This window comes from Acidovorax kalamii (genome assembly GCF_002245625.1).
Taxonomy (GTDB): Bacteria; Pseudomonadota; Gammaproteobacteria; order Burkholderiales; family Burkholderiaceae_C; genus Acidovorax; species Acidovorax kalamii.
In genome coordinates this window covers 26261-51324 of sequence record NZ_NOIG01000011.1, presented here as the reverse complement: position 1 = coordinate 51324, position 25064 = coordinate 26261, and the positions used below count along the sequence as shown (strand labels likewise).

At 66.1% G+C, this 25064-nt stretch carries 22 protein-coding genes and 1 riboswitch; of the genes, 12 read left to right on the top strand and 10 right to left on the bottom strand.

The window, feature by feature from the left end:
* Positions 1–37 precede the first annotated feature (37 nt).
* A complete protein-coding gene (locus CBY09_RS17040; protein WP_094290791.1) occupies positions 38–2800 on the bottom strand; it encodes a DUF349 domain-containing protein in 2763 nt (920 codons plus the stop codon).
* 1121 nt (positions 2801–3921) lie between these two features.
* Here CBY09_RS17040 and CBY09_RS17030 point away from each other — a divergent pair.
* The 4 genes from CBY09_RS17030 to CBY09_RS17015 all read left to right on the top strand — a co-directional run bounded on the left by CBY09_RS17030 (position 3922) and on the right by CBY09_RS17015 (position 7929).
* A complete protein-coding gene (locus tag CBY09_RS17030; protein ID WP_094290789.1) occupies positions 3922–4761 on the top strand; it encodes a lytic transglycosylase domain-containing protein in 840 nt (279 codons plus the stop codon).
* Positions 4762–4828: 67 nt separating this feature from the next.
* Positions 4829–4979: riboswitch (ZMP/ZTP riboswitch) on the top strand.
* Between the two features lie 36 nt (positions 4980–5015).
* The gene (gene glyA / locus CBY09_RS17025; RefSeq protein WP_094290788.1) at positions 5016–6260 is read left to right on the top strand and encodes a serine hydroxymethyltransferase; all 1245 of its coding nucleotides are present in this window, start codon (positions 5016–5018) and stop codon (positions 6258–6260) included.
* Positions 6261–6281: 21 nt separating this feature from the next.
* Positions 6282–6731, top strand: coding sequence for a transcriptional regulator NrdR (gene nrdR, locus CBY09_RS17020; protein WP_063460772.1), 450 nt, complete (start codon positions 6282–6284; stop codon positions 6729–6731).
* A 298-nt stretch (positions 6732–7029) separates the two neighbouring features.
* The gene (locus CBY09_RS17015) at positions 7030–7929 is read left to right on the top strand and encodes a DMT family transporter (RefSeq protein WP_094291204.1); all 900 of its coding nucleotides are present in this window, start codon (positions 7030–7032) and stop codon (positions 7927–7929) included.
* A 30-nt stretch (positions 7930–7959) separates the two neighbouring features.
* On the opposite strand, the gene CBY09_RS17010 is transcribed toward CBY09_RS17015, so the two are convergent.
* A complete protein-coding gene (locus CBY09_RS17010) occupies positions 7960–9756 on the bottom strand; it encodes a bifunctional metallophosphatase/5'-nucleotidase (protein WP_094290787.1) in 1797 nt (598 codons plus the stop codon).
* Positions 9757–9792: 36 nt separating this feature from the next.
* A complete protein-coding gene (gene aroC, locus CBY09_RS17005; RefSeq protein ID WP_094290786.1) occupies positions 9793–10890 on the bottom strand; it encodes a chorismate synthase in 1098 nt (365 codons plus the stop codon).
* A gap of 150 nt (positions 10891–11040) precedes the next feature.
* On the opposite strand from aroC, the gene CBY09_RS17000 reads away from it, so the two are divergent.
* Entirely contained in the window at positions 11041–13278 is a 2238-nt protein-coding gene (locus CBY09_RS17000; RefSeq protein ID WP_240515765.1) for a sensor domain-containing protein, read from the top strand.
* Between the two features lie 60 nt (positions 13279–13338).
* Here CBY09_RS17000 and CBY09_RS16995 read toward each other — a convergent pair whose 3' ends face one another.
* Positions 13339–13788, bottom strand: a complete 450-nt coding sequence (locus CBY09_RS16995) for a CBS domain-containing protein (protein ID WP_094290784.1) — start codon at positions 13786–13788, stop codon at positions 13339–13341.
* A 109-nt stretch (positions 13789–13897) separates the two neighbouring features.
* On the opposite strand from CBY09_RS16995, the gene CBY09_RS16990 reads away from it, so the two are divergent.
* Together CBY09_RS16990 and CBY09_RS16985 are read left to right on the top strand one after the other, a co-directional pair.
* Entirely contained in the window at positions 13898–15208 is a 1311-nt protein-coding gene (locus CBY09_RS16990; RefSeq protein WP_094290783.1) for an O-acetylhomoserine aminocarboxypropyltransferase, read from the top strand.
* Positions 15209–15210: 2 nt separating this feature from the next.
* Positions 15211–16029: an alpha/beta fold hydrolase gene (locus CBY09_RS16985; protein ID WP_094290782.1), complete on the top strand. Its 819-nt coding sequence runs from the start codon at positions 15211–15213 to the stop codon at positions 16027–16029.
* A gap of 30 nt (positions 16030–16059) precedes the next feature.
* Here the strand turns inward: CBY09_RS16985 and CBY09_RS16980 are convergent, their stop codons facing one another.
* Positions 16060–17322 (bottom strand): DUF418 domain-containing protein, encoded by a 1263-nt coding sequence (locus tag CBY09_RS16980; RefSeq protein WP_094290781.1) that lies wholly within the window; start codon positions 17320–17322, stop codon positions 16060–16062.
* Entirely contained in the window at positions 17319–17927 is a 609-nt protein-coding gene (locus CBY09_RS16975) for a TetR/AcrR family transcriptional regulator (RefSeq protein ID WP_094290780.1), read from the bottom strand. The genes CBY09_RS16980 and CBY09_RS16975 overlap by 4 nt, the downstream gene beginning before the upstream one ends.
* Positions 17928–18119: 192 nt before the next feature.
* Here CBY09_RS16975 and CBY09_RS16970 point away from each other — a divergent pair, with 192 nt between their 5' ends.
* On the top strand, positions 18120–18455 hold the full coding sequence (locus tag CBY09_RS16970) for an Mpo1-like protein (protein WP_094290779.1): 336 nt from the start codon (positions 18120–18122) through the stop codon (positions 18453–18455).
* 90 nt (positions 18456–18545) lie between these two features.
* Here CBY09_RS16970 and CBY09_RS16965 read toward each other — a convergent pair whose 3' ends face one another.
* Positions 18546–19808: a YihY family inner membrane protein gene (locus CBY09_RS16965; RefSeq protein ID WP_094290778.1), complete on the bottom strand. Its 1263-nt coding sequence runs from the start codon at positions 19806–19808 to the stop codon at positions 18546–18548.
* A 21-nt stretch (positions 19809–19829) separates the two neighbouring features.
* Here CBY09_RS16965 and CBY09_RS16960 point away from each other — a divergent pair, with 21 nt between their 5' ends.
* Together CBY09_RS16960 and CBY09_RS16955 are read left to right on the top strand one after the other, a co-directional pair.
* Entirely contained in the window at positions 19830–20261 is a 432-nt protein-coding gene (locus CBY09_RS16960; RefSeq protein WP_094290777.1) for a DUF2069 domain-containing protein, read from the top strand.
* A 57-nt stretch (positions 20262–20318) separates the two neighbouring features.
* Positions 20319–21737 carry an FAD-binding oxidoreductase gene (locus CBY09_RS16955; RefSeq protein ID WP_094290776.1) on the top strand — a complete coding sequence of 473 codons (1419 nt, stop codon included), beginning with the start codon at positions 20319–20321 and terminating at the stop codon, positions 21735–21737.
* 105 nt (positions 21738–21842) lie between these two features.
* Here CBY09_RS16955 and CBY09_RS16950 read toward each other — a convergent pair whose 3' ends face one another.
* Positions 21843–22856 carry a hypothetical protein gene (locus tag CBY09_RS16950; protein WP_094290775.1) on the bottom strand — a complete coding sequence of 338 codons (1014 nt, stop codon included), beginning with the start codon at positions 22854–22856 and terminating at the stop codon, positions 21843–21845.
* Positions 22857–23035: 179 nt separating this feature from the next.
* On the opposite strand from CBY09_RS16950, the gene CBY09_RS16945 reads away from it, so the two are divergent.
* Together CBY09_RS16945 and CBY09_RS16940 are read left to right on the top strand one after the other, a co-directional pair.
* The gene (locus CBY09_RS16945) at positions 23036–23503 is read left to right on the top strand and encodes a GNAT family N-acetyltransferase (protein WP_094290774.1); all 468 of its coding nucleotides are present in this window, start codon (positions 23036–23038) and stop codon (positions 23501–23503) included.
* 20 nt (positions 23504–23523) lie between these two features.
* Positions 23524–24144: an SMI1/KNR4 family protein gene (locus tag CBY09_RS16940; RefSeq protein WP_094290773.1), complete on the top strand. Its 621-nt coding sequence runs from the start codon at positions 23524–23526 to the stop codon at positions 24142–24144.
* A 153-nt stretch (positions 24145–24297) separates the two neighbouring features.
* On the opposite strand, the gene CBY09_RS16935 is transcribed toward CBY09_RS16940, so the two are convergent.
* Both CBY09_RS16935 and CBY09_RS16930 read right to left on the bottom strand, forming a co-directional pair.
* Positions 24298–24768 carry a GNAT family N-acetyltransferase gene (locus CBY09_RS16935; protein ID WP_240515764.1) on the bottom strand — a complete coding sequence of 157 codons (471 nt, stop codon included), beginning with the start codon at positions 24766–24768 and terminating at the stop codon, positions 24298–24300.
* A 14-nt stretch (positions 24769–24782) separates the two neighbouring features.
* On the bottom strand, positions 24783–25058 hold the full coding sequence (locus CBY09_RS16930; protein ID WP_094290771.1) for a hypothetical protein: 276 nt from the start codon (positions 25056–25058) through the stop codon (positions 24783–24785).
* Positions 25059–25064: the final 6 nt, after the last annotated feature.

Here is a 25064-nt window from a genome sequence, read left to right as displayed (position 1 = left end):
GAGCCCCTTCGGGTCACCCGAGCAGCACCCTCATCCCTTACTGCTTGCGCAGCAGCGTCTTCAGCACGTTCTGCAGACGCCGGGCGCTGGCAGGGTCGCTGGCACTGGCCAGCACGCGGGCAGCATCCTGGCCCCAGGTCTGGGCCGGGGCCGGGTCGTTACGGCGCGTCAGCAGTTGCAGTTGCAGCATGCGCCGAGCAGCGATGTGCTCCGCGGGTGTGGGGGCTTCGGCTGCCATTTCCAGGCGCAGCAACGCTTCGGATGCATCGCCCTGAGGCGCGGCGGACAGAGCCTGTGTCCATGCGGCGCGCACGGATGCCGTCACGCGGCCCCCCAGGTCTTGTGCACTCGGGACCTGGGACGGATCGCGCTTGTCCCACGCCGCGAGCAACTGGGTCAGCGTTTCACCATGGGCCTGGGCTGCCAACTTTTTCAGCGCCAGCTGAGCGTGCTCCATGGCATCACGCTGTGCCCGGAAAGCCGCATCACCCAGGCGGGGACCACGGTCTTCGTGAGCAGGGCGCTCGCCCATGCGGCCGCCACGGTCATTGCGGTCACCAAAACGGCCTTCGGTGCGCGGGCCACGGCCCGCGTCACGGTCACCAGGACGACCATCACGGCGATCACCTGGACGCGCGCCACGGCCAGCGGCGGCTGGTGCATCCTTTTTCATACCAGGGCGGTCGTCGCCACGCACAGCCACCACGGGGCGGGCTGGCTTGGGGGGCGCCACAGGGGCGGCAGCAGGTGCCGCAGCTTCGCCATCAGCGGCTGCCCCACTCGCATCGGCATCCGCCGCAGGAGCATCACCCGCGCCGGCCTGCTCGGCAGGCGACGCAGCGTTTTGTGCCGCCTCCGCCTTCTGCACAGTAGCCACCGCTTCAGCCGCCTGGGCCTGGCCACGCAATGCAGCCTCCAGCGCCTGCACGGCAGCACGGATCTGCTGGGCATCGCCCGTGGTATTGGCAGCCTCCAGGGCCTTGGAGGCGTCCAGCACCGCGCGGTCGCGTGCGCTCAGTTCGGTGGCAGCCTTTTCACGGTCGGCCGATTTGCGATTGAACGCCTCGTCAATGGGTTTGCGGAAAGCATCCCACAGCTTTTGTTCGTGCTTGCGATCCAGCGGCACGGACTGCGCCTCGGCTTGCCAGCGCTGCTGCAGGGCCTTGACCGCGTCGATGCGCAGCGTGGGTGCAGCGCCCAGCGCCGTTGCTTCTTCGATCATGGCGTGGCGGCGGGCCAGGCTGTCTTTTTGTGCGGCCTCCAGCGGCGCGGCGGCCAGGGCAATGGCCTGCTTCCACTGCGGCTGCAGTTCGGCAAACAGCTTTTCGCCCACATGGCCACCCTCGCGCCAGCGGTCACCAAACTGGTACAGAGCGCGGTTCATGCCCTTCCAGTCGGTCGATGACGCGTGCTCTTGCGCCCAGGCCTTGACCTCTTCGATCAGCGCCAGGCGCTGCGCCTTGTGCTCAGCCGCTTCGGTGCGGATCTTGTCCAGCCAGGCCTCGACGACCTTGTGCGCGGCGTTGCAGGCTTCGTCGAATTTTTTCCACAAGCCGTGGTTGGGGGCACCGCCTTGGTCTGCCTGCTTCCATTGATCACGCAGGTTGCGCAGGGTCTCCTGCATCTTGCGGCCACCCAGGGCCTGCCCTTCGGGGCGATTGAGCAATGCCTCAGCCTTGGCGACGAGGTCTTCGCGCACCTGGTCGGCGCTCCAGCGCTGCCAGCCCTCCAGTTCGCCCGCAGCCACCAGTGCGGTGTGCACCTGCTGCTCCAGCGCGTTGTCGATGTGTTTGCCATGCACCTTGAGCACGGCCCGCAGGGCGGCGGCGGCACCAGCGCTGGCCTTGCCATGGCCTTCGGCGGTTTCCTTTTCCAGCGTCGCCAGGGCTTCGCGCACCACCTGTGCGGCCTTCTCCACCACCTCGGGAGCCACCTTGGGCTTGGCGGCACGTGCGGGTTTGGCTGCAGCCGAAGCGGCGGCCGCCTCGGTAGGCAGGCCTCGCGCAGCACGCAGTTCATCGGCCCACACGGGCACGGGGGGCAAGGGTGCTGCTGCGTCTTCGGCCGCTGCGGCCGCCTGGGCCACGGCGGGCTGGAAGGCTTCCCACACCACCAGCAACTGGGTGCGAGAGGCGTCCAGCAGCGGGGGGAAGCGGGCTTCCACGCTCACCCAGCTGGCGTCGCCCGTCAGTTCCTGGGCTTGCTCCTGCCAGCGCGCAACGTCGGCGCGCAGCAGTTCAAGCGCCGCATGTGCATCGCGCCAAGGCTTGGTCGAGAGCACTTCAATGCGTTGTGCAAGCAGCACGGCGGCTTCGCGTTGCACCTGCACGCGGTGCTGCAGGTCTTCGATGACCTTCACGCGGTCAGCCATCTGCGCCTTGAGCAACGACAGCGGTTCACGGGACAAGGGCGCACCGGCCTTGGCCGCATCGCGCTGCCAGGCCAGGGCGTCTGCAATATTGAGCTTGGGGGCGGCCAACAGCGCCTGGGCCTTCTCGGCCCATTCGGCGGCGATCGCTTCTTGCCCCTTGGCGCGGCGGATTTCATCCAGGCGCTCACGCACGGCACGGGCGGCACCCTTGTCACGGCCGCTCAGCTCCTTGAAGACTTCCTGCAGCTGTTCGGGCGCGGGCTGGGTGGCCAGCCAGTCACGGATGCGGGAGGCGCGCTCGCCGGATGTGGCGGCAGAAAAAGCACCGCCGGTCAGCGCGTCGAGCGGATGCGGCTCTTGGGTTTTGGCCGGGGCCGGATTCACTTCAGGTGCGTCGGACATTTTGCTGCGGGAAAAAAATGGAAACATGGATCCAATGGATAACGAAGGCACCCCTGGCGCATTGCCAAAAGAGGACCTGCCACGGCAAGCGCACTGCATGCGTGCCGGGGCAACAAAGGGGCTATTTTCACCGGGTTCTGAGCGGGCGCCTTTGTATGCACCACACCAACCTTCTACAGGTGATCTGGCACAAGGCTTGGACAGGCAGCCGACAGGCTGCGGCCCCTCTATGGGAACCTCGCCCTACTGCGGGCGAACAGTCGCCCCGCCAGGGGCAGCCCCCATTATCTATATATAGACGCCAATGCCCAATCGCCAAGGGATCCTGCACGAATGGAGCGGCAAGCGGGCGCTGCGGAACGGGATGGGCTGCAAGGCGCAAAAAGCAGCAATAGCCGTAGCTATTGCGAGTATTTGCAACGCCGCAGACCACCCGAGACCGCAGATGCACACGGCGCGGTGATTTGTGCAGAATTTGTGCAGAGGATCCCAAGGGTGAAGCACAAACAAGAAAGCCCGACGGACAGGGCCTCATGGCCTGCCCGCCGGGCTTGACGGCTGACACAACGGTCTTTGCCATCGGTCGCGATGCGGAGATAAAGGTCCGCATGGCGAGGAGGCAAGGGATTGCCTCCAGGGGTTGCCTTAGAAGCGGCATCTGCTGCACCTTGGCACTGAATGCCCTCGGAGGGAGATTTCGCTTCGTCTGGCGATGCCTGAAATCTACAGGCGCCTCCACCTTACCAAAGTCGCTCTCCGGGCTCAAATCGGATTCTCAATGGCGGCCACACGGCCGATTGAATTTGACACGGGGGTGTCACACCCACCACCCGCGCCAGGCAACTTCGAGCCCCTCAAAGAGCCCAAAAACTGTAATTTTTTACAGATTTTTCATAACTCAAGTGTCTGATGATTTCGATTGTTAGTATTGACTATGCATTTAGAGAGCTTCTAGAATCCGCCAGCCCTGAAAACGGGCTAGTAAAAACCCCAACCCGCTGCCGAACCCGGCTAAGTCAAACCAGGCGACAAGCACTCCACAGACGTGCAGCCCGGACTTGATGGCGTACCAATCCAGGCGACTTGCCGGGAAGGTGCAGTCCCAGTGACTGCTCCAAGCTCCCGCTGCGCCTCAGAAAGGAAGAGCTATGACAGCGTCAGGAAAAATAGTCTCCGGCGTACGAACCTTCGTGGCCGATGTGACCGAAGGTTTTCTTGAAATCACCCACAACAGCTTTGCCCTCATCGGCCTGGCCGTTGCCTTCATCATCATTGCCCTCACGGCCCGGCCCGACCTGCGCCAGGCTGGCGAAGAGCGCCTCATGGGCTGGCTGCAGGCCCGCCAGGTGGAAATGCTGGGCATGCCCATCGAGCCCGAAGCCAGCGAGCGCGCCACGGCCGCCAACCCCAAGGACCTGCCCAAGGAGCAGGCCGCAGTGGCCTTCTGGCTCAGCAAGAAGTACCGCGTGGCGCCCGAGCCGCTCAGCGTGCTGGTGGCCGAGGCCTATGAGATCGGCACCCGCGCCAAGATCGACCCCACGCTGATCCTGGCCATCATGGCGATCGAGTCGAGCTTCAACCCGTTTGCCGAGAGCGCCGTGGGCGCCCAGGGCCTCATGCAGGTCATGACCCGCGTGCACACCGACAAATACCAGAGCTTTGGCGGCCACTTTGCGGCCTTCGACCCGGTGAGCAACCTGCGCGTGGGTGTCAAGGTGCTGCAGGAATGTATTGCGCGCGCTGGCTCCGTCGAGGGCGGCCTGCGCTACTACGTGGGCGCAGCCAACATGGCCGACGATGGCGGCTATGCAGCCAAGGTGATGGCAGAGCATTTCCGCCTGCGCCAGGTCGCCAACGGCCGGGCCATGCCCTTCAACCCTCCCCCGTCGCTGTCCACCCAGGCGCCTGCCCAGAGCATTCCGGCCGCAGCCCCACCGGCAGCGCCCACCGCGACCGCCGACAAGGTGGCCCTGCTGTCGGGTCTGTGAACCCCTCGGCCCAGCGGAGATTTGTGCGATGCACCTGGTAGGTGCACGCCGCCGTGTCGGCTACACTAGCGAAGTACGCGACTGGCGATAGGCGCGGTACCCGCACAGGGTGCTGCCGCTGACGTGGAAACCGGCAAGGGCCCGCCCCTTGTGAACCACTGGGAAGCGTGCCGCACGGGGCCACCCGCTGCGTTCAGCCGTTCGCCTGGGCAGCCCTTGTTTCAAGGGACACAAGTTCTTAGGACTGCCAAACCATGTACGACCGCAACATTCTTGTCGAACAAACCGACCCCGAACTCTTTGCCGCCATCCAGGCCGAAAACGCCCGGCAAGAGCACCACATCGAGCTGATCGCCAGCGAGAACTACGCCTCCCCCGCCGTGATGTGGGCGCAGGGCACCCAGCTGACCAACAAGTACGCCGAAGGCTATCCCGGCAAGCGCTACTACGGTGGCTGCGAGCATGTGGACGTGGCCGAGCAGCTGGCCATCGACCGCGTGAAGAAGATCTTCGGCGCCGATGCCGCCAACGTGCAGCCGCATTGCGGCGCATCCGCCAACGAAGCCGTGTTCCTCGCCTTCCTCAAGCCCGGCGACACCATCATGGGCATGAGCCTGGCCGAAGGTGGCCACCTGACCCACGGCATGCCGCTGAACATGTCGGGCAAATGGTTCAACGTGGTCTCCTACGGTCTGAACGCCAAAGAAGAGATCGACTACGACGCGATGGAAGCCAAGGCCCGCGAGCACAAGCCCAAGCTGATCGTGGCTGGTGCATCCGCTTACAGCCTGCACATCGACTTTGCCCGCTTCGCCAAGGTCGCCAAGGAAATCGGCGCCATCTTCATGGTGGACATGGCCCACTACGCGGGCCTGATCGCTGCCGGCGTGTACCCCAACCCCGTGCCCCACGCCGACGTGGTGACATCGACCACGCACAAGAGCCTGCGCGGCCCCCGTGGCGGCATCATCCTGATGAAGGCCGAGCACGAGAAGGCCATCAACAGCGCCATTTTCCCCGGCCTGCAAGGCGGCCCGCTGATGCATGTGATTGCAGCCAAGGCCGTGGCCTTCAAGGAAGCAATGCAGCCCGAGTTCAAGGCCTACCAAGAGCAAGTGGCAAAGAACGCCAAGGTTGTGGCCGAGACGCTGACCGCACGCGGCCTGCGCATCGTGTCGGGCGGCACGCAAAGCCACGTCATGCTGGTGGACCTGCGCGCCAAGGGCATCACCGGCAAGGAAGCCGAGGCCGTGCTGGGCGCCGCTCACATGACCATCAACAAGAACGCCATCCCCAACGACCCTGAAAAGCCGATGGTGACCAGCGGCGTGCGCATTGGCACCCCCGCCATGACCACACGCGGCTTCAAGGAAGAAGAAGCCCGCATCACGGCCAACCTGATTGCAGACGTGCTGGACAACCCCCGCGATGAGGCCAACATCGCCGCCGTGCGCGCCAAGGTCAACGCCCTGACCGCACGTTTCCCGGTCTACCGTTAAGCAAGCCGGTCCTGGAAGTCCATGAAGTGCCCCTTCTGCAGCCACCTCGAAACGCAAGTCGTTGAAACGCGGGTGTCTGAGGATGGGGTCTTCATCCGCCGCCGCCGCCAGTGCGGCGCGTGCGACAAGCGCTTCACGACCTACGAGCGGCCGGAAGTGAACTTCCCGGCCATCGTCAAGAAGGATGGTCGGCGCATTGAATACGACCGCAGCAAGCTGCTCGGCTCGTTCAGCCTGGCACTGCGCAAACGCCCGGTGAGCACGGAGCAGATCGACAGCGCCATCGAGCGCATCGAGGAAAAGCTGCTCAACCTGGGCCAGCGCGAAGTGCTGTCCGGCCGCATTGGCGAACTGGTCATGCGCGAACTCAAGAAGCTCGACAAGGTGGCCTACATCCGCTTTGCGAGCGTCTACCGAAGCTTCGAAGACATCGACGACTTCCGCGCCATGGTCGATGAAGTGCGCAAGTAAGTAGGTCAGCGCCAGGCCAGGCGACATGGTCACCTCCACCCGGCCCACTGCGCATGGAATTCAAGCTTTTTTGGCGCCTACCGCGCGCCCACCATGCCTTGATAGCTATCAATAGCATAGCAATCAAACAACACCATGGCTTCCCGACAGATGCTGCCAGCAGCGCTGTCACCAAGGCTACAGCGCGCAACGCTCCTGAAACGATAGCTGCAACGGCATGCTGGACGAGCGCAAACGGCATTTTTTGCTTTAAGTTTTTCACCCGCACATGCGGCACGCCCAGCGCCCGTGCCCGACAATCGCTGCGGTGAAAACCCGCCACTTCCTGCAGCTGGTGCTGCTGTCTGCCCTGTGGGGCGCCTCATTCCTCTTCATCCGCATCGCCAGCCCCGTGCTGGGGCCCAACGTGATGGCGGCCCTGCGCATCGGGCTGGCCACTCTCACGCTGATTGGCATCATGCGCGTCGCCAACGAGTCCTGGCCCTGGCGCCACTGGCGCGAGCTGTTCGGGCTGGGCACGCTCACCGTCGCCCTGCCCTTCTTGCTGTACGCCTGGGCGGCCTTGCACTTGCCAGCGGGCTACAGCTCGCTGCTCAACACCATGGCTGTACCGTTTGGCGTGATCGCCGCTGCCTGGATGAAGGAAGACACGCTGAGCGTGCGCAAGTGGCTGGGCTGCCTCAGCGGCTTTGCGGGCGTGGCGCTGATCGTGCAGCTGGGCCCCGTGCAGCCCACGCCCGCCCTGTTGCTGGCGGCGGCGGCCTGTGTGGCGGCGTCAGCCTGTTATGGCATCGCGACCACCTGGATGAAACGCGCCACCCAGCGCATGTCCCCGCTGTCGATTGCCGCAGGCATCCATGCCGCCGCCCTGGTGCTGTTGCTGCCGGGCGCAGCCTGGAGCCTGCCCGAAGCGCGCTTCACACCCGGCGCACTGGCCGCCGTGGCCGTGATGGGCATCGTGACCTCGGGCCTGGCGTATTGGCTCAACCTGCGGGTGCTCAAGCATGTCTCGCCCGTGGCCGCCATGAGTTCGGCCTTCATGATCCCGCTGTTTGGCGTGGCCTGGGGCCATGTCTTTCTGGGCGAGGCCCTGGGGCCGGGCATGCTCTGGGGCGGCGCGCTGGTGCTGGTGGCGACCGGGCTGGTCACCGGCTTCAATCCGCTGCAATGGCTGGGTGCGCTGCGCCGCCGCAGCTGAACCGCACTATGGCTGCAGCGCGGCCCCGCCTCAGCGGCCCACGCGCGTGATGCGGTCCGTGGCGGGCGGCGCCACCGGGCTTTGCTGGCGGAAGTAGGCCTCCAGCGCGTCCAGGTCCAGCGCGCCCACCTGCCGGTCCCGGCCCTGGGTCAGCACCGTGAAGTTGTCGCCGCCGCTGTCCAGGAAGCTGCTCATGACCACGCGCACCGGTTGCGCGTCGGCCAATGGCGCCCCGTTCAGCACCATCTGGCTGATGCGCGCCCCGGCGGGCTGGGTCAGGTCGTAGCGGTAGCTGAAGCCGCTGGACACCGACAGCACCCGGGGCCGCTGCACCGTGTTGCCGCCGCTGGCGAACTGTTGCTCCAGCACCGCACGGATCTGTGCCCCCGTGAAGGTCTTCACCACCAGTTGGTTGCCAAAGGGCTGCACCGCGTACAGCTGGCCATACCGCACCAGCCCTTGCTCATCCGGCACTAGGTCGGCGCGCAGGCCGCCGGGGTTCATGAACGACAGCTGCGCGCCCCCCTCTTCGGGCGAACGCGTGGCCAGCAGCTGGGCGTCCGCCACCAGGTTGCCCAGCACGCTCTCCAGCGCCGCGTTGGGCTGGCGGCGCATGGGGCCCTTGGCCTGGCCCACGGGCCGCTGGGCCAGTGGAATGGCGGCGGCGCGGTAGGTGTCGATGATCTTTTGCACACCTGGGTCTGCCGGGAAGGCAGGCACGGCGGTGGTGACGGGCACAAGGCCCTGGGCACCAGTAAAGGCCTCGCCCTGCACCACCACATTGCGCGCTGTCTTGCGCACCACACGGCGGGTCCGCGTATCCACGCGCAGCTGGATGTCAGTGAGCAGCGTGCCGTACTGGCCTGCGCTGGTCAGCAAGAAGGGCTTGGCCGGGTTCACGCGGCTGTAGTCGCACACATAGGCCTGGTGCGTGTGGCCCGAGACCACCACATCCACGGCAGGGTCCAGGCGCTCCAGAATGGGCACGATGTCGCCCGACAGACCTGCGCAGCTGGTCTCCTGCACGCCCGCCGTGGTGCTTCCGCCTTCATGGATGGCCACCACAATCACATCGGCGCCCTGGGCCTTGAGCTGCGGGATCAGCGCATTGGCAGTGGCCGCCTCGTCCTCAAAACGCAGCCCCGCTACGCCCGACGGGCTGACCATGGTGGGTGTGGCCTGCAGCGTGAGGCCGATAAACCCCATGGTGACCGTGACGCCGCCTTCGGTGAACCGCTTGAGCCCCGTGGCGGGCAGCAGGGTGCGCCCGTCTTCGCGCACTGTGTTGGCCGCCAGCAGGCCAAATCGGGCGCCCTCGAACGGCTGGCTGATGCGGCAGGGCTCGCGCGAGGTGAATTTCTCGCAGCCCCCGTGCTGCAGCCGCAGCAGTTCGCGCCAGCCCCGGTCGAACTCGTGGTTGCCCACCGCATTGAAGTCGATCTGCATGCGGTTGACCGCTTCGATCGTGGGCTCGTCCAGGAAGAGTGACGACACCAGCGGCGAGGCGCCCACCATGTCACCTGCCGACACCACCGCATGGTGCGGCGACTGGGCCTTGAGGGCCGCCATGGCGCTGGCGAAGTAGGCCATGCCTCCGGCAGGCGCCAGCACCGGGCCTGTGGGCCCCTGCACCCGGTGCGCCATGTGGGGCGGCTCCAGGTTGCCGTGCAGGTCGTTGAAGCCGATGAGGGTGATGTCGATGTGGGGCGGCGCGCTGCCCGCCACAGGCGAGGTGGGCGCAATGCCGGTACAGCCAGCCAGCCACAGCGGCACCGCCAAGGCTGCCAGCACGCGAAGGCAGAAGGCCCGGGACAAGCGGTTGCTCATACGGAGGCACCGCCCCAGGGACGGTGGGAGTTGGTGTTACAGAAACGAGGCCTGGATCGGCGGCACGGGTGGCACCACGTCGCCGCACTGGGCGCGGTGGCGCAGCGCGTGCTCCATCACCACCAGCGCCAGCAGCGCCTCGGCAATCGGCGCGGCGCGAATGCCCACGCAGGGGTCGTGGCGGCCCTTGGTGATCACCTCGGTGCTCTTGCCGTGGATGTCGATGGATTCGCGCGGGCTGATGATGGAGCTGGTGGGCTTGATGGCGATGCTCACCTCCAGGTCCTGCCCGGTGCTGATGCCGCCCAGCACGCCACCGGCGTTGTTGGTGCGAAAGCCCTGGGGCGTCATCGAGTCGCCATGCATGGTGCCGCGATGCGCCACGCTGGCAAAGCCCGCGCCAATCTCCACGCCTTTCACGGCGTTCAGGCCCATCATGGCGTGGGCGATGTCGGCATCCAGCTTGTCGTACAGCGGCTCGCCCAGCCCCACGGGCACGCCCGTGGCCTGCACGCCGATGCGGGCCCCGCAGGAGTCGCCCGCCTTGCGCAGGGCATCCATGTAGTCCTCGTACTGCTGCACGTCGGCCACAGGGGCGAAGAAGGGGTTGTTGCGTACGTGGTCCCAACTCTCGAACGGGATGGGCAGTTCGCCCAGCTGGGTCATGCAGGCGCGGAACTCGACGCCATACTGTTGTGCCAGCCACTTCTTGGCCACGGCGCCTGCGGCCACGGTGGGCGCCGTCAGGCGGGCCGATGACCGACCACCGCCGCGCGGGTCGCGGATGCCGTACTTGTGCCAGTAGGTGTAGTCGGCATGGCCGGGGCGGAAGCTCTCGGCGATGTTGCTGTAGTCCTTGCTGCGCTGGTCGGTGTTGCGGATCAGCAGGGCAATGGGGGTACCGGTGGTCTTGCCCTCGTACACGCCGGAGAGGATCTCCACCGCATCGGGCTCGTTGCGCTGCGTGACGTGGCGGCTGGTGCCAGGGCGGCGCCGGTCCAGGTCGGTCTGGATGTCGGCCTCGGTGAGGGGCATGCCGGGCGGGCAGCCGTCGATCACGCAGCCAATGGCCGGGCCGTGGGATTCACCAAAGTTGGTGACTGCGAATAGGGTACCGATGGTGTTGCCGCTCATGGTGCGGGATTATCCCAGACCCACCGCCCCCTAACGGCCTGGAGCGCAACCGGCGTATCCACCGATCTTGTCCCGCCCTGCGCAGGGCATATCGCGCTTGGCATGGCCCCACGCGCTTGCTAGGATCGGCACACCACCTCCGGGACCTTCATGCCCGCCTCTGCCCTGCCAATGCCTGGTCCCTCTTTGCCCCACGCAGAATTTCTGCCCCCCATGCTGGGCGATGCCCCCCTTCGCAAGGCCCTGGATGCCAGCGACAACGCCATCGTGATGACCAACAGCGCCAAGCGGGTGGTGTACATCAACCAGGGGTTTACGCGGCTCTTTGGCTTTCAGCCCGAGGAAATGCTGGGAAAGCTGCTCAGCGAGGTGCTGCTGGGCCCGCATTCCGATCCGGCCCTGCTGGGCAGCATCCGCTCCAAAGTCAGTACCCAGGGCGAGTTCCATGTCGAGACCATGCTGTACAGCAAGTCCGGGCAACCACGCTGGGTGTCGATGGTGATCAATGCCTCGCCCGAGGCCTCGGGCGGCCCGGGAGGCAGCATCACGGTGCTGACGGACATCACCTTGACCAAGATGCACGAAGTGCTGCAGACAAAGGTGCTGGAAGGCATGGTCAACGAACTGCCGCTGCCAGACCTGATGGCGCTCGTGTGCCGCGAGGTGGAGCGGATTGCCCCCGAAGTCACGGCCTCCATCCTGGCAGTCGATGCACAAGGCTGCCTGCGCCCTCTGGCCGCCCCCGGCCTGCCAGCGGCCGTTTGCGATGCCCTGGATGGCCTTCCCATTGGTCCGAAGGTGGGCTCCTGCGGCACGGCGGCGTTTCGCAACGCGCCGGTGATCGTCACCGACATCACCACCGACCCCCTGTGGACGGACTACCGCGACCTGTTCGCCCCCACGGGCCTGCGGGCCTGCTGGTCCAGCCCCATCTCCAACCACCAGGGCAAGCCGGTAGGCACTTTCGCCTTTTATTTTCGGGAGCCTCGCAGCCCCGGTGCGCTGCACCACCGCCTGGTGGAGGTGTGCCTGCACCTGTGCGCCCTGGCCATCGAACGGGACAGCACCCACCGCCGCATTCACCAGCTGGCGTCTTTCGACACGCTCACGGGCCTGCCCAATCGCGCCATGTTCCGCAGCAGCGCAGAACGCGCCTTGGCCAGCCTGGAGCACGAAGAGCGCCCCGGGGCGTTGCTGTTTCTGGATCTGGACCGGTTCAAGCAGATCAACGACACCCAGGGGCACGCCGCAGGCGACGCCCTGCTGTGCGAGGTGGCCGCGCGGCTCACGCAGTGCCTGCGTGCGCGCGACCTGATCGGGCGGCTGTCGGGGGACGAATTTGTGCTGCTGCTGTCCGAATGCACCACCGAACAGGCAGTGCCCATGGCCCAGCGGATTCTGGAATCCATCGCCCAGCCCCTGCACATCAACGGGCAGGTCCATAGGCCCCACGCCAGCCTGGGGATCGCCATGTTCCCCGACGACGGCAGCAACATCGACACCCTGCTGCTGCACGCGGACCAGGCCATGCACCAGGCCAAAAGCGACCACCGGCACAGCCTGCAGCTTTTCAGCGCCGAGATGAACCGCCGCGCGCAAGAGCGCGCCTCGCTGGAACGCGCGCTGCAACAGGCGCTGGCGGAACGCAGCCTCACCCTGCACTACCAGCCCCAGGTGCTCAGCAGCTCGCCAGATACGCTGCATGGCGTCGAAGCCCTGGCACGCTGGCACCACCCCACCTGGGGCATGGTGCCGCCTTCACAGTTCATCGCCATTGCAGAAGAGGCGGGCTTGATCCACACACTCACACTGTGGCTGCTGGACGAAGCCTGCCGCCAGCTTGCGGCATGGCGCGCGGCAGGCCATCCCGTGCCTTGCGTGGCCATCAACCTGTCAGGCCGCAGCTTTCACCAACCCGGGCTGGCGCAGGAGATCGCCGACGCCTTGAAACAGCACGGCCTGCGCCCCGGGGATGTGTTGCTGGAGATCACCGAAAGCGTGATGATGGATGCGCGGCCGGTGACCCTGGCCAACATCGACACCCTGCACCGGCAAGGCTTCAAACTGTCGCTGGACGACTTTGGCACCGGATACTCCAGCCTCAGCTATCTGCACCGGCTGCCGATCAGCGAACTCAAGCTGGACATGGCCTTCGTGCAGGACCTGACCACCAGCGCCACGGCGCGCGCACTCACGGTGTCGGTGCTGAGCATTGCGCACAGCCTGGGCATGGTGGTGGTGGCGGAAGGCGTGGAAACCGTGGGCCAGCAGCAATGGTTGCAGGCGCATGGGTGCCCGGTCATGCAGGGCTATCTGTTCGGCAAGCCCCTCCCGCCCGAGGACATCGAGGCCTGGCTGGGCGCCCGATCGGCGGCACACAACCACTGACCTGGGCATCCACGCGGTGGCAGGGCCACGCCACGTCGGCAACCGGAGCCCCCGGCGGGGTCAGGCGCGTGGTTCTTCCTCAGGCCAATCGCGGATGTAGGCCTTGAGCATCTTGTTCTCGAAGTTCTGGCTGTCCACCACGGCCTTGGCCACGTCGTAGAAGCTGATCACGCCCATGAGCATGCGGCGGTCCATCACCGGCATGTAGCGCGCGTGGCGGTCCAGCATCATGCGGCGCACCTCGTCCATGTCGGTTTCCAGGGTGCAGGTCAAAGGCGCATCGTCCATAGCGGTGCGCACCAGCATCGTGCCCACGCTGCCGCCGTTTTTCACCACGGCCTGGATCACTTCGCGGAAGGTGAGCATGCCCACCAGGTCACCATGCTCCATCACCACCAGCGAACCGATGTCGCGCTCGGCCATCAGGGCCACGGCGCCTGCCAGCGGCTCGTCGGGCGAGGCGGTGTACAAGGTGTTGCCTTTGACGCGAAGGATGTCGCTGACTTTCATGGTGCTGGGTCTCCGAGAGGGCGAGAGAAGCGCGGCAGGCGCTATAGACAATTTGCTACCAAATATAGCCCACAATGCCCGCCTGCATTGACAACATGGGAGACACCCGATGCCCGGCTATTCCGACCCCGGCTTTGACACGCTGGCCCTGCACGCAGGGGCGAGCCCCGACCCCGCCACCGGCGCGCGCGCCACGCCCATCCACCTGACGACCTCGTTCGTCTTCGAGTCGAGCGACCACGCAGCGTCGCTCTTCAACCTGGAGCGCGGCGGCCATGTCTACAGCCGCATCAGCAACCCCACCAACGCAGTGCTGGAGCAGCGCGTGGCGGCCCTGGAAGGTGGCGTGGGCGCAATTGCCACCGCCAGCGGCCAGGCCGCGCTGCACCTGGCGATTGCCACGATCATGGGCGCGGGCAGCCACATCGTGGCGAGCACGGCGCTGTATGGCGGATCGCAGAACCTGCTGCACTACACGCTCTCGCGCTTTGGCATCGAAACCACCTTTGTGAAGCCCGGTGACATCGACGGCTGGCGCGCTGCCGTGCGCCCCCACACCAAGCTGTTCTTCGGCGAAACCGTGGGCAACCCGGGCCTGGATGTGCTGGACATCCCCACCGTGAGTGCGATGGCACACGAGGCCGGTGTGCCGCTGCTGGTGGACTCCACCCTCACCTCGCCCTGGCTCATCAAGCCGTTTGAACACGGCGCGGACCTCGTCTACCACTCGGCCACCAAGTTCCTCTCGGGCCACGGCACCGTGGTGGGCGGCATCGTGGTGGACGGCGGCAGCTTTGACTGGGACGGCCCAAAATCCGCCAGCAAGTTTGCCGAGCTGACCCAGCCCTACGACGGCTTCCACAACATGGTGTTCACCGAAGAGAGCACCGTGGGCGCCTTCTTGCTGCGCGCGCGGCGCGAGGGGCTGCGCGACTTTGGCGCCTGCATGAGCCCGCACACGGCCTGGCTCATCCTGCAAGGCATCGAGACCCTGCCGCTGCGCATGGCGCAGCACATGCGCAACACCGAGAAGGTGGTGGAATTTCTGGCTGCGCAGCCGTTTGTGTCGCGCGTGGGCCACCCCATGCTGGAGTCTCACCCCAGCCACGCCCTCGCGCAAAAGCTGCTGCCGCGTGGCGCAGGCTCCGTGTTCAGCTTTGACCTCAAGGGCAATCGCGAGCAGGGCAAGAAGTTCATCGAAACCCTCAAGGTCTTCAGCCACCTGGCCAACGTGGGCGACTGCCGCAGCCTGGTGATCCACCCCGCGAGCACCACGCACTTCCGCATGAGCGACGACGCGCTGGCGGGAGCAGGCATCAGCCAGGGCACGATCCGTCTGTCCATCGGCCTCGAAGATGCCGACGACCTCATCGACGACCTCAAGCGCGCGCTCAAGGCCGCCGAGAAAGCGGGGGCCTGACCATGCACATCCAAGTCAACGGCGCCGCCATCTACTGCTACACCGGCGGCAAGGCCTTCGATGCCGCCAAGCCCACGGTGGTGTTCATCCACGGCGTGCTCAACGACCACAGCGTGTGGGCCCTGCAAAGCCGCTACATGGCCAACCATGGCTGGAACGTGCTGGCCATCGACCTGCCGGGCCACTGCAAGAGCGGTGGCGACGCGCCTGCATCGGTGGAGCAGGCGGCCGACTTCATCGGCGCACTGCTCGGCGCTGCAGGCGTGCAGCGCGCAGCCCTGGTGGGCCACAGCTGGGGTTCGCTCATTGCCATGGAAGCCGCCGCTCGGCTCAAGGACCGCGTCAGCCATCTGGTGCTGGTGGGCACGGCTTTCCCGATGAAGGTGTCGCCCGCGCTCATCGAGGCCTCGCAGAGCGACCCCGAAAAGGCCCTGCGCATGGTCAACGTGTTCTCGCGCAACACGCTGGCCGCGCCCCCGTCGGCCCTGGGGCCCGGCACCTGGGTGTTTGGCACGGGCATGGCGCTGGGCCGCCGGGTGCTGCGCAGCAACCCGGCCGTCAACGTGTTCCACCGGGGCTTTGTGGCCTGCGACAGCTACGCCGGTGGCGAAGCCGCCATGGCGCAACTCACCTGCCCGGTGCTGTTTGCGCTGGGCGCGCAGGACCAGATGACCCCCCCGAAGGCCGCGCAAGGTCTGGTCAACGCGGCCCGCGCTGCAGGCCAATCGGTGTCGATCGCGAGCCTGCCCGTAGGCCATCACCAGATGACCGAAGCGCCGGAAGAAACGCTGTTCGCGCTGCGCGACTTTCTGGCCCGCTGAGCAACACGCCGCCCGCGCCCTGGCCAGTGGTCAGGGCGCGCCGCGCCGCCACGCTGGCCACTGCCAAAGCGTGAAGGCCCGCAGCCACCACTCCACCGGGCCGTAGGCGTGTGTGGCCATCCAGCGGCGGCTCCACGCCAACTGGGCCCCGTACAACGTGAACACCCCCAGCACCACCAGCCAGGGCGCCACCCGGCCCACCAGCGCAAAGCCATAGGCCGTGAAAACTGTGGCCCCGATCAGCGACTGCAGCAGATAGTTGGACAGCGCCATGCGCCCCGCAGGCTCCAGCGCCGCGCCCAGACGCTGGCCCACGGGGCCATGCTGCAGCAGCCACAGCAGCAGCGCCACATAGCCGAAGGTAAGAAACGGCGCCGTGGCCAGGTCCACCGCCAGCGCGGCCAGCACCACATGCTCGGGCTGCTGCACGCTGCTGGTGCCCACCTGTGCCGTGGCATAGAACAAGGCCCCCGCCCCTCCTGCAGGCAGGCACCACGCCATCCACCGCCGCAAGTGCGCTGGCTGCTGCGACACCCGGGCCAGAAAGCCCGAGCGGTGGGCCGCGAGCCCCAGCAGGAACATGGCCAGTGCACAGGGCCCCTGCACAAACACCAGCACAAACCACACGCCGTCGGCCATGTCTCGCCCGCGCTGGGCGATGGCATCCAGCGCGCTCGCACGGTAGGCCTGTGCGGCCTGCTGCGCCTTGGCATGCAGCTCGGCCACCGGTACCCCTATGGGCGGCACATGCGCCACCAGCCAGGCCAGCAGGCCCCAGCCTCCGGCCACCATGCCCAGCAGCGCCAGGGCCAGCACCGTGGCCGATGCGGGTTTCAGCCCGCGCCAGGCCAGCAGCAGCACGCCCAGCAGCGCATAGGTGACGAGGATGTCGCCCGCGAACAGCAACCAGGCATGCGCAAGCCCCAGCAGCAAAAGGCCTAGCAGGCGGCGCAGAAAGCGCGGCACAAAGGCGCTGCCCGAACGTTCCGCCGAATCCATCTGCAGCGCAAAGCTGTAGCCGAACAGCAGCGAGAACAGCAGGTAGAACTTGGTCTCGAAGATGAAGCTCACCCACCAGCGCACAGCATGGTCCACGGTGCGGGAGAAGGCCGGGTCCACCACGCCCACGCCAAAGTAGGTGGATGCAAAACTGCCCGCATTGACCATGAGGATGCCCAGCAGCGCAAAGCCGCGCAGCGCGTCAATGGCGTGTTCGCGCCCGGCACTGACTGGTGCGGGGTGGACGGGGGTGGTGGGTGCGGCGGGTTCGTGGGGGTGCGCTGCCTGCGTCATGCGCCCTCCCCCACCGGCACCACCACTGCGGCCAAGGCCCCCAGCACCAGCGAGCGATAGGCCTGGGCGTCAAAACGCTCTTCCACCATGGCCCGGCCAAAGGCGCCATCCAGCAGCAGCAGGATCCAGTCCGCCACCTGCGCAGGCGGCATGGTCAGCCGCGCCTGCTGGCGTTCCACCGCCGTATCAAGCAGACGCACCAGCTGGGCCTTGCGGCCCGCCTCGCTCCGTGCCACGCTGGCAAACACATCAGGGTTGCGCACGGCCTCGGCCAGCACCTCCAGGCCGATGCGGGTGTACACCGGGTCGGCCAGCAGGGCGAGGCTTTCTTCCACGATGGCGATCAGCGCGCCATAGAGGTTGTGAGCACCTGCCGCAGCGGCAAAACGCTCGGCAGTTTCGCGCTGGTCCTCTTCCACGATGGCCGCGATGATGGCCTCCTTGGTCGGGAAGTAATGGAACAGGTTGCCGGGGCTCATGCCCGCCTCGGCGCAGATCTCGGCGGTGCGGGTGGCATGAAAGCCCTTGCGCATGAAGCAGGCCACCGCGGCCTCCAGGATCTGCTGGCGCCGCGCCTGATGGCGCTCGGGGTCCACGGTACGCATGTGAAAAATCTTGTGCAGTTATTAATAGATCAACCAGTCGATTTATTAAAACACCGCAACTGCGCCGCTGTCAAATCCGCTACCCCATCCCTGCGGGCTTGGGCGTATAAAGCGCCAGGGGCCGCCTTTTCCCGTTGCTCACAAAGGGCCAGGCATGGTGAGCCCCCCTGAACAACAACACAGGAGACAACGATGGACATCAGCGCCCCCCACACCACCACCGACCCGCGCAGCTTCAAGAGCTTCGCGGAGTTCTATCCCTTCTACCTGGGCGAACACAGCAACCGCACCTGCAGGCGCCTGCACTTCGTGGGCTCTACGCTCACCCTCGTCTGCCTGGCCATGCTGGTGGCCACGGGCAAGCCGCAGTACCTGCTGTATGGTCTGCTCTGCGGCTATGGCTTTGCCTGGGTGGGGCACTTCGGCTTTGAGAAGAACAAGCCCGCCAGCTTCAAGCGCCCGCTCTACAGCTTCATGGGCGACTGGGTGATGTACAAGGACATCTGGACGGGCAAGGTGCCGTTCTGATCTGAAAATTCAAGAAAAAATGGCCGCTACCGCGCTTCCACCATGCGCCGATAGCTATATATTTTATAGCAATCAAAGCGCAACAGCAGTTCATCCGGCCTGCGCGGCGCTCTCCAGCACATCGGCCATGTGCAGGCTCTCCAGGCCCGCGCGCTGCCACAGCGGGGCCAGGCTCTGGGCGCGCTCCAGCAGCAGCTTCTGCACCAGGGGCGCGAGCGGGGTGAGGGCCGGGTCGGCCAGCAGCACATAACGCGGCTCGGGCACGTCCGAAGCGCTCACCGCCGCATCGGCCACCTCGCCCGCCCAGTCCAGGGCGGTCAGGGCTTCGAGCACGGGTTCGAGCTGCAGCACGTCCACGCGCAGCAGCTGAGCGAGCTGGCTGGGGCGTAGGCCTTTCATGGGCTGGCTGCGCGCGCGGTGCAGCTCCTGCAGCACCTCGATCGCGAGCTGGAACGTCCAGCCCGCCACCGTGCCGCGCCGCGCCACGCCCGCCAGCAGGCTGGGCAGGTAGGCGGTGACCACGGCCCCCAGCAGCACGATGACCCAGGCCACATAGATCCACACCAGCAAGATGGGCAGCGTGGCAAACGCGCCGTACACCACCGAATAGGTGGGCACCTTGCCCAGGTACAGCGCCAGGATCTTCTTGGCCAGCTCGATGCACACGGCCACGAACAGCCCGCCCGTCCAGGCATGGCGCCATTTGACCGGCGTGTTGGGCACATAGTGGTACAGCGACGCCATGCCCCCCGCCAGCACCACAAACTGGATCGAGTCGAACAGCAGTTGCACGCCATCGGGCAACCGTTTGACCAACCCGCCCGAGGCCGACATCACATACGAGGTGAGCGCCAGGCTCGCGCCCATGAGCAGCGGCCCCAGCGTGATGGCGGCCCAGTAGATCAGCACCCGCTGGCCCAGCGGGCGCAGGCGCGGCACGCGCCAGATGTCGTTGAGCGTGCGGTCGATGGTGAGGATCAGTGCGAGCGCCGTGGCCAGCAGGATGCTGAAGCCCGCCACCCCCAGGCCGCTGGCCTTGGAGGCAAACTGGTTCAGGTAGCCAATCACCTGCCGCGAGATGCTGTCGGGCACCAGGCTGCTCACCAGCCAGCCCTGCAGCGCATCCTGCAGCTTGCCGAAGATGGGGAACGCGGTGAACACCGCCAGCGCGACGGTAAAAAACGGCACCAGCGCCAGGATGGTGGTGAAGGTCAGGCTGCTGGCCGTGAGCCCCAGATGGTCCTCACGAAAGCGCTCGCGCAGCGTCTGGGCCGTGGTCTTCCACGGGAAGTGCGACAGTTCATTGATCAACGCTTCGGTGCGTGATGCGACTGTCTGTAGGGAAAGAGGCATGGCCGATATGATGCCACCCCAATGACTGCATCCCCCGCCACCCCCCTCACCCCCTCTGACCACGGCGTTGCCGCCACCCGCTGGCTGGCCACCGGCAGCCTGCTGGCCCTGATTGTTCTGTGCCTGGCCTGGGAGCTGGTGCTGGCCCCCTTGCGCCCCGGTGGCACCTGGCTGGCCATCAAGGCCCTGCCGCTGTGCATTCCGCTGGCGGGCATCCTCAAGAACCGCATGTACACCTACCGCTGGGTCAGCCTCGTGATCTGGCTGTATTTCACCGAAGGCGTGGTGCGCGGCTGGAGCGACAAGCCCCCGTCGCAATGGCTGGCCTGGGCCGAAGTGGCCCTGTGCCTGGTGCTGTTCACGGCCTGCACGCTGCATGTGCGTGTGCGCCAGCGCAACGCCAAGGCCGCCGCGGCGGCGGCAGAAGCCAACTCAGCAGCACCCGCCCCCTGATGCCCCTGGCGCAGTCCCCCGCTACCCGATCCACCCACTGAACACGCCGATTCATCCATGACCACCTTGCTCGACACCCTGCGGGCCATCGTTGGCCCCACCCATGTGATCACCGAAGGCGACCTCACCGCCTGGGAACAGGACTGGCGCCGCCGCGTGCGCGGCAAGGCCCTGGCCGTGGTGCGCCCCGCCAACACGCAGGAAGTGGCCGCCGTGGTCAAGGCCTGCGCGGCGGTGGGTACCGCCATCGTGCCCCAGGGCGGCAACACGGGTCTCGCCGTGGGCTCCACGCCCGATGACAGCGGCACGCAGATCGTGCTGAGCCTCACGCGCATGAACGCGGTGCGCAGTGTGGACACCGACAACCTGACCATGACCGTGGAAGCGGGCTGCATCCTGCAGAACCTGCAGGACGTGGCGCAGAACGCCGGTGTGCTGTTCCCCCTGAGCCTCGCGGCCGAGGGCAGCTGCACCATTGGCGGCAACCTGGGCACCAACGCGGGCGGCACGCAGGTGGTGCGCTATGGCAATGCACGCGACCTGTGCCTGGGCCTCGAAGTGGTCACAGCGCAGGGTGAGGTGTGGGACGGCCTCAAGGGCCTGCGCAAGGACAACACGGGCTACGACCTGCGCGACCTGTTCATCGGCAGCGAGGGCACGCTGGGCATCATCACCGCTGCCACCATGAAGCTCTACCCCCAACCCGCCGCCAATCTCACGGCCTGGGCCGCCGTGCCGTCAATGGAGCATGCCGTGGCGCTGCTGGGCTTGGCACACAAGCAGCTGGGCGCGGGGCTCACGGGCTTTGAGGTGATGGGCCAGTTTGCACTGAGCCTGGTGGGCAAACACATGCCGCAGCTGCGCGTGCCCTTCCTGGGCGACGAGAACGCGCCCTGGTGTGTGTTGCTGGAGAACTCCGACAGCGAATCCGAGGAACACGCCCGCGCGCGCTTCGAATCGCTGCTGGAAACCGCGTTTGAAATGGGCTGCGTGACCGACGCCGTGGTGGCCGAAAACCTCACGCAAGCCCACCAGCTGTGGCATATCCGCGAGAGCATTCCGCTCGCTCAGGCCGAAGAGGGCCTGAACATCAAGCACGACATCTCGGTGCAGATTTCGCGCATCCCCGCCTTCGTGGCGCACACCGACGCGGTGCTGCAGCACGAGATCCCGGGCGTGCGCCTGGTCAACTTCGGCCACCTGGGCGACGGCAACCTGCACTACAACGTGCAGGCGCCGGCTGAGGGCGACCCCAAGGCCTTCCTGCGCGAGCACGAGGACCATGTGAACCACTTGGTGTACGAGGCCGTGGCCGAGTTTGGCGGATCGTTCTCGGCCGAGCATGGCATCGGCGAACTCAAGGCCGAGAAGCTCGCCAAGTACCAGTCGCCCGTGGCGCTTGGCATGATGCGCGCCATCAAACAGGCGCTGGACCCGCAGGGGATCATGAACCCGGGGCGGGTACTGAAGGTCTAACGCCGCACGGTCTGCGCAAACATAGGATCAGCGCGAGATGTGCAGGCCGCACACGGCCAGCAGCTCGTGCATCTGGGGCAGCAGCCCCCGGCCAAACGCGTCGGCCTAGTACATTGCATAGCGCTCCAGGGCGCGTTGCTCGAAGTCAGGGGCGTTGACTGCAGCAGCCACCAGCAGATCGGGGTGGTAGTTCAGCAAGCGGTAGTCGCTGCGTTGGCGCAGGCCCACGAAGGGGCATTCCTCATCCGGCACGCGGTTGGCCCATCTGTCCAGATCCTCCAGGCTGTGCAACTGGTCCAGCCAGTCCAGCACGGCCCTGTCGTACAGCGCCGCCAGCTCATCCCGGCGCGTGGCAGCACTGTCTGCGCTGCCCATGGGCAACTCGTAGATCACCCCTCCCGCCTGTTTTTGGAACAGTGCCGGTGGCTCCAGGTAAGTGAAGGGCAGCCTGTGCGTCTGCGCGAAGTGCTGCAAGGACACCTTAAAGGCCGGCCCGCCATCGCTGTTAAGAGCGGGCTGCAGGTGGGAGGGCAATGCAAGGCGTATCCACACGCCGTGGTGCAAGGTGTCCCGCACCATGTCCGAGTACACCAGCGCCTCGCCCACAGGCAGCTTTTTCTTGAACCAGAATGCGCCCCGCAGCTTGCGCCAGCCCCGTTGGGTGAACAGGGGCTCCAGCGATTGCTGCACCCGGCGGCTGCGCGCCGAAGGCGAAGTGTCCAGCTCAGGGAGCACAGGCACATCCGCCACGGCTGCAACAGATCCCATGGGGCCCATCACCTGCCCCGAAGGAGGGTGCACCTCGCCGCTCTGCGGATCAAAAATCACCCACCCCAGCTGGCGGGCCACGCGCTCGATCACCGGCAGCACCACCTCCAGTTCGGCCACGGCAGGACTCAGGCTTTGCACCAGCGCGAACGGGTCCGGCTCCGGGGGTTCAGTCCAATAGTCCTCGGGCTCGCCATCCTGCGGCAGCCCGGCTGCAAGGGCTTGCATCAGTACGCCTGCCGCCGGATCGGGGTTGAAACTCAACTGCTGGCGCAAGTCACGCAACGTGACCTGCGCGTCCTCACTGGAGACAGGGATCGGATGGCGCCAGAGGTGCAGAACATAGCTCATGGTCAAAGCGTGGGGCACAGGGCCCGAATGCGGATCAGACGCGCATCGTAGCCCACCGAATCCCAACAAACCGCAGGGCATGGCCGCCGCCGCGCAGCTGCAGGCCCCGGCAAGGAAAACGGCCCTCCGGCTCTGCCTGCACAATCACCGCTTCGCTCCACAACACCGCTCGGCCCGCCATGAGTTCTGCTGTCTCCATACGCCCCGCTCAGCCCTCCGACTACGCCGCATGGCGCCCGCTCTGGGACGGCTACAACGCCTTCTACGGTCGCTTTGGCGCCACGGCGCTGCCCGAGCACATCACGCAAACCACCTGGCAGCGGTTTCATGACGCGGCAGAACCCATGTTCTGCCTGGTGGCGCAAGACGATGCCAGCGGCGAGCTGCTGGGCCTCACGCACTGCGTCTTTCACCGCAGCATGACGCGCATCGAACCCGTTTGCTACCTCAGCGATTTGTTCACCCGTGAGGCCGCGCGCGGCCGGGGCGTGGGGCGGGCGCTGATCGAAGCGGTGTACGACGCTGCGCGCGCCGCCAAGTCTTCCCGCGTGTACTGGCAAACGCACGAGACCAATGCCGCCGGGCGCCAGCTGTACGACAAGATGGCCAAGCACCATGGCTTCATCGTGTACGCCCAAGAACTCTGACTGCCACCCAAGGTCTGCCCATGACACTGCCTGATCTGCACCGCGCCATCACCGAACACGCCGGCACCTTCACCTGCGAGCGCATCAACAAGCCGCAGCAAACCAAAACGGTGAACTTCCAGCACCACATCCAGCCCCCCGCTGCGCTGGATGCGCCCCTGTCCGATGTGGGCCAGCTTTCCGGTTTCTATGCCACGTTCGGTGGCGTGCTGCTGTATCACGATGCCGACTCGGGCGACGCCGCCCGCTACATCGCCCCACCAGCTGAATGGCCCACGCTGCAAGAGGCGTTTGAAGGCTGGACGGAACACCTGAGCGACGAAGAACGCGAAGAGATCCTGCCCGACTGGATCGAGCACTGCCTGGTGATTGGCGAGACGCCCCATTCGGGCAACTACATCCTGATGGCGACCGATGGCGAGTGCGCCGGACAGGTGTTCGAGTTTGACCACGACGGTTTCGAGTTCACCCACGAGGCCAACGACCTGATGGACTATGTACAGCGCCTGCTCCACCTGGACAGCCAAATGCTGGCCAACATCGCCTCGCACATGCGCTTCATCGACAAGAACACGGGGGCGCAGTGGTGGATTCTGGAAATGAACGACAACCAGGGCCACCGGGTGACCACAAGCACCTAGCGACGTCGCGGGCGCTGGGAAACCTTATCCATAATGCTATAAAAAAGAGAGCTACAAGCGCATACCTAACAGGCGCCAGCGGCCAATTTTGCTTGCATCTCTACCCCCCAAGGCCGGGCACGACAGGCGGGCACGCCAGGAACCCCAGTCAGTTCATAGCGCCTTGCGCATCGGCTGTGCCTGCAGACCGGCCCACGTTTGCACCGCGCCATGCGGCACGTAGCCATTGCGGCGGTAAAAGTGCTCAGCGGTGCGCGTACTCTCAAGGCCCAAGGCTGAGAGCCCCACCTTGCGCGCATGGCCCTCGGCTTGTCGCAGCAAGGCCCGCCCCACCCCTTGGTGTATGGCTTCAGGCACCACATAGCACAACGCCAGCGTGGCCCCCGCCACCAGCGCAAAACCCACCATCTTGTCGCCCCGGTATGCACCCCACGCGGCAGCGTCTGGCGCGGACATCCACGCAGCCAGATTCTCGGGGGTCTTGTTGATCAGCCAGGCCGTCAGGATGGCAGGGTCATGGCCGTGGTCGAGGGAGCAGCAGTGGGTGATGGACTGGCGGATGAGCGTGCAGGCGGCTTCTGCCGTGACAGGGCCGACGGGGATGATCTGTGTGTCCTGGGGCACTGCGCTACCCGCAATCACGCCAAAGCCAGCCTCGAAAGCGCGACGGCCAAAACGGCGAGCAACCCATAGAACAACAAGCCCACGAATATCAGGCCGTTGGTCGTCACCACACGTTGCCCGTCATGGAGAAACGACAGTGCGCCCGCCGCGCTCAAGGTACGCGCTTCGTTGGTGCTCCAGCGCTCAGAGCGCCAGCGGCCGAAGCTGAGCACCCGGATCACCTGCGCGCCCGTGAAGACGATCAGCACCTCAACCGCTGACCACAGCATCGCAACCAGAAACTCCGTCATCGGCAT

Bases quoted from the DNA above. Each gene is read 5' to 3' on its own strand.
- CBY09_RS16985 (WP_094290782.1), top strand. From the start codon at position 15,211: ATGCACATCCAAGTCAACGGCGCCGCCATCTACTGCTACACCGGCGGC.
- CBY09_RS17000 (WP_240515765.1), top strand. From the start codon at position 11,041: ATGCCCGCCTCTGCCCTGCCAATGCCTGGTCCCTCTTTGCCCCACGCA.
- CBY09_RS16970 (WP_094290779.1), top strand. From the start codon at position 18,120: ATGGACATCAGCGCCCCCCACACCACCACCGACCCGCGCAGCTTCAAG.
- CBY09_RS16960 (WP_094290777.1), top strand. From the start codon at position 19,830: ATGACTGCATCCCCCGCCACCCCCCTCACCCCCTCTGACCACGGCGTT.
- CBY09_RS16990 (WP_094290783.1), top strand. From the start codon at position 13,898: ATGCCCGGCTATTCCGACCCCGGCTTTGACACGCTGGCCCTGCACGCA.
- nrdR (WP_063460772.1), top strand. From the start codon at position 6,282: ATGAAGTGCCCCTTCTGCAGCCACCTCGAAACGCAAGTCGTTGAAACG.
- CBY09_RS16980 (WP_094290781.1), bottom strand. From the start codon at position 17,322: ATGACGCAGGCAGCGCACCCCCACGAACCCGCCGCACCCACCACCCCC.
- CBY09_RS16995 (WP_094290784.1), bottom strand. From the start codon at position 13,788: ATGAAAGTCAGCGACATCCTTCGCGTCAAAGGCAACACCTTGTACACC.
- CBY09_RS16930 (WP_094290771.1), bottom strand. From the start codon at position 25,058: ATGACGGAGTTTCTGGTTGCGATGCTGTGGTCAGCGGTTGAGGTGCTG.
- CBY09_RS16940 (WP_094290773.1), top strand. From the start codon at position 23,524: ATGACACTGCCTGATCTGCACCGCGCCATCACCGAACACGCCGGCACC.
- CBY09_RS17010 (WP_094290787.1), bottom strand. From the start codon at position 9,756: ATGAGCAACCGCTTGTCCCGGGCCTTCTGCCTTCGCGTGCTGGCAGCC.
- CBY09_RS16950 (WP_094290775.1), bottom strand. From the start codon at position 22,856: ATGAGCTATGTTCTGCACCTCTGGCGCCATCCGATCCCTGTCTCCAGT.
- CBY09_RS16955 (WP_094290776.1), top strand. From the start codon at position 20,319: ATGACCACCTTGCTCGACACCCTGCGGGCCATCGTTGGCCCCACCCAT.
- CBY09_RS16975 (WP_094290780.1), bottom strand. From the start codon at position 17,927: ATGCGTACCGTGGACCCCGAGCGCCATCAGGCGCGGCGCCAGCAGATC.
- CBY09_RS16965 (WP_094290778.1), bottom strand. From the start codon at position 19,808: ATGCCTCTTTCCCTACAGACAGTCGCATCACGCACCGAAGCGTTGATC.
- glyA (WP_094290788.1), top strand. From the start codon at position 5,016: ATGTACGACCGCAACATTCTTGTCGAACAAACCGACCCCGAACTCTTT.
- CBY09_RS16945 (WP_094290774.1), top strand. From the start codon at position 23,036: ATGAGTTCTGCTGTCTCCATACGCCCCGCTCAGCCCTCCGACTACGCC.
- CBY09_RS17040 (WP_094290791.1), bottom strand. From the start codon at position 2,800: ATGTTTCCATTTTTTTCCCGCAGCAAAATGTCCGACGCACCTGAAGTG.
- aroC (WP_094290786.1), bottom strand. From the start codon at position 10,890: ATGAGCGGCAACACCATCGGTACCCTATTCGCAGTCACCAACTTTGGT.
- CBY09_RS17030 (WP_094290789.1), top strand. From the start codon at position 3,922: ATGACAGCGTCAGGAAAAATAGTCTCCGGCGTACGAACCTTCGTGGCC.